General features: G+C 71.5%; 4 protein-coding genes. 1 reads left to right on the top strand and 3 read right to left on the bottom strand.

Going from position 1 to position 1,854, the window contains the following annotated elements:
• The coding region (locus tag ACFV9T_RS36730; protein WP_158786612.1) for a biotin carboxylase N-terminal domain-containing protein at positions 1-101 on the bottom strand (101 nt) is incomplete at its 3' end.
• Positions 102-455: 354 nt separating this feature from the next.
• On the opposite strand from ACFV9T_RS36730, the gene ACFV9T_RS36735 reads away from it, so the two are divergent.
• Positions 456-908, top strand: coding sequence for a hypothetical protein (locus ACFV9T_RS36735; protein ID WP_385446873.1), 453 nt, complete (start codon positions 456-458; stop codon positions 906-908).
• A 75-nt stretch (positions 909-983) separates the two neighbouring features.
• Here the strand turns inward: ACFV9T_RS36735 and ACFV9T_RS36740 are convergent, their stop codons facing one another.
• Both ACFV9T_RS36740 and mmpB read right to left on the bottom strand, forming a co-directional pair.
• Positions 984-1,586: a Maf family protein gene (locus ACFV9T_RS36740; RefSeq protein ID WP_385446874.1), complete on the bottom strand. Its 603-nt coding sequence runs from the start codon at positions 1,584-1,586 to the stop codon at positions 984-986.
• A 31-nt stretch (positions 1,587-1,617) separates the two neighbouring features.
• The gene (gene mmpB, locus ACFV9T_RS36745; protein WP_385446875.1) at positions 1,618-1,749 is read right to left on the bottom strand and encodes a morphogenic membrane protein MmpB; all 132 of its coding nucleotides are present in this window, start codon (positions 1,747-1,749) and stop codon (positions 1,618-1,620) included.
• Positions 1,750-1,854: the final 105 nt, after the last annotated feature.

Below are 1,854 nucleotides of genomic sequence, written 5' to 3' on the forward strand. Positions count from 1 at the left end.
GGATCCGCGTAGACGGCTACGCTCGCGATCCCGGCATCCCGGCAGGCACGGGCAACACGGACAGCGATCTCGCCACGATTGGCGATGAGCACCTTGCGCACGATGACTCCCTCCTTGAAACAAGCCGAGTTTAGGTACAGGTGACACCACGCGCCGAGAAGCCCCCGGGCGTGAGCTTGACCACACGGAGCGTTAACCCTGCCCAGGGCAGACAGCCGAATCCCCCGTCGCTCCACGGTACGCCCGGTTTTCGGCCCCGCGGCGAGATCCGTGGTGTGGGCAGCGTCTCGGCCCCGCCGTGCTGCGGAGCTTCGCGTTTCTTTGTGGGATCCCTACGAACGAGGGGCGGAAACTTTGCCGCACGGTCCTGCTGGGGCAAGGGCCTCGCGCACCTCTTGTGGGGCGGCTTACCCGTTAGTAGCGTTCGTGATGTCGAACCGGAAGAGGTGGGCGGGGTGGCACGCAGACCAGTGGCCGCGGTGGCGGCCATGGCGCTGACGCTGGAAGCGGTCGGCATAGCGCTGCTGAACTGGATCCTGGGGCTGGTCGTGGACCGGCAGCAGATGTCCCTGGCGGGCCTGGACACCGACGCGATGTCCGTGGGGACTTGGGTCGCGGGCGGCCTCTTCGGCGGCTATCTGCTGCTGTGCGGCGCGGTGCTGCTCCGCATGGCGCTGCGCGACCGCGCGCCCGGCCGCTTCGGCCGCATCCTCCTCATCACCTGCGCGGTGACGCATGGCGTGGTGGGCGCGTTCTCGGTCGGCCTGGTGGGCTGGCCCGCGTTCGCGTGTCTGATGGTGGTGCTGGGGCTGGTGGTGCTCAGCCTGCTGGCGTACGAGCCGGAGGCCACGGGCCGGGGTGGTGCCGCCGGGGCCGAGGGCGGCCAGGACGCCCCCAGCCCGGCCTGAGGCCCCTGAGCCCCCTTCAAGCAGCGAGGCCCCTGAGCCCCCTTCAAGCAGCCTTCAAGCAGCTTCAGGCGGCTCTCAGGCCCACAGGTCCGTGATGCCCACGCCGATCTCGGCCAGCAGCGTGCGCAGCACCGGCAGCGACAGCCCGATCACGTTGCCCGCGTCGCCCTCGATGCCCTCGATGAACGGTGCCGAACGCCCGTCGAGCGTGAACGCGCCCGCCACATGCAGCGGTTCGCCGCTGGCCACGTACGCGGCGACCTCGGCGTCGGTCGGCTCGCCGAAGTGGACCGTGGTGGAGGCGGTGGCGGAGGCGCGGCGGCCGCTCGCGGTGTCGATCACGCAGTGCCCGGTGCGCAGGACGCCCGACCGGCCGCGCATCGACTTCCAGCGGGCGGTGGCCTCCTCGGCGTCCGCGGGCTTGCCGAGCGCCTGCCCGTCCAGCTCCAGCACCGAGTCGCAGCCGACGACGATCGCCCCGTCTGCCTCCGCGAGACCGGCCACGGCCGCCGCCTTGGCCTCCGCCAGCACCCGCGCCAGCGCGGCGGGCGTCTCGGCGGTCAGCGCGTCCTCGTCCACTCCGCTGACGATCACCTCCGGCGCGAATCCGGACTGCCGCAGCAGTCCGAGGCGGGCGGGGGAGGCGGAGGCGAGGATCAGGGTGCGCTGGGCAGTCATGCGCCCAGAGTAGGCGCTGCCGAAGCACCGGTCAGGGGTGCAGCGTGAGGAGGCAGGTGGCGATCATGACGGCTATCGCCAGGACGGCCCGGACGCGGCGGAGCATCGCCTGAGCGCGCCGTAGATCTTCTGGCGGCTCATCGGGCGGCTCGGACCACAGCATGCGACCGATAGTGCGGCCGGACGGTCGCGGGGGGGCGGGGGTCACCGTGGAACCCGCCCCCCGGGGGGGGGAAGAATTATCAGGGGTGTGGGGGTTTTGGTGTTG

It is taken from the genome of Streptomyces sp. NPDC059850 (assembly GCF_042731515.1).
Lineage (GTDB): Bacteria > Actinomycetota > Actinomycetes > Streptomycetales > Streptomycetaceae > Streptomyces.